At 70.1% G+C, this 509-nt stretch carries 1 protein-coding gene; it reads right to left on the bottom strand.

Translation table 11 applies throughout. The features are described 5' to 3' along the window. Nucleotides 1-311 precede the first annotated feature (311 nt). Nucleotides 312-509 (bottom strand): FCD domain-containing protein (locus LPA54_RS36700; RefSeq protein WP_228984828.1); only part of this gene is annotated, 198 nt, incomplete at its 5' end.

Genomic DNA, 509 nt, shown 5'->3' with positions numbered 1-509 from the left:
GGACAGGTCGACCTGGTCGCCCAGCTGGGCACGGGAGTTGGGTCCGCCGTCGCGCAACAGCCTGAGCAGTCGTGCCTGATGGGCGTTCGCGGGTCGCGCAGTCATGCGTCTCACGAGCCCCTCCCCGCCTCGTCGGCTGTGCGCGCCGGATTCCGGCCCCGTGTGTGGCGTGCTTTCGGATGGGCAAGTAGCAGCGCCTGCCGGAGGTGGGAAGAAGTCGCGCAGGAATTGGCCCCTACTTTTTCCACTCTCAGGACAAAGAGGGGGGTGCGGGGCTCCGGACGACCCCGCTCAGGCCGGACGAAAGCCCCTCAGGAGTCCTCCCGCGCGTGGTACGACCGCCGGGTGTGCTCGGTGTGCTCGCGCATCAGACGTGTGGCCGACTGCTCGTCCCGGGCGGCGATGGCGGAGATCAGCTCACGGTGCTCGATCCAGGACTGCTCGCCGCGCTGCCGGGCGACCGGCGTGTAGTACCAGCGCACCCGCCGGTCCACCTGGGCGGCCAGCTC

The organism is Streptomyces sp. DH12 (assembly GCF_020873895.1).
Lineage (GTDB): Bacteria > Actinomycetota > Actinomycetes > Streptomycetales > Streptomycetaceae > Streptomyces.
This window is presented reverse-complemented; position numbering and strand designations above follow the sequence as displayed.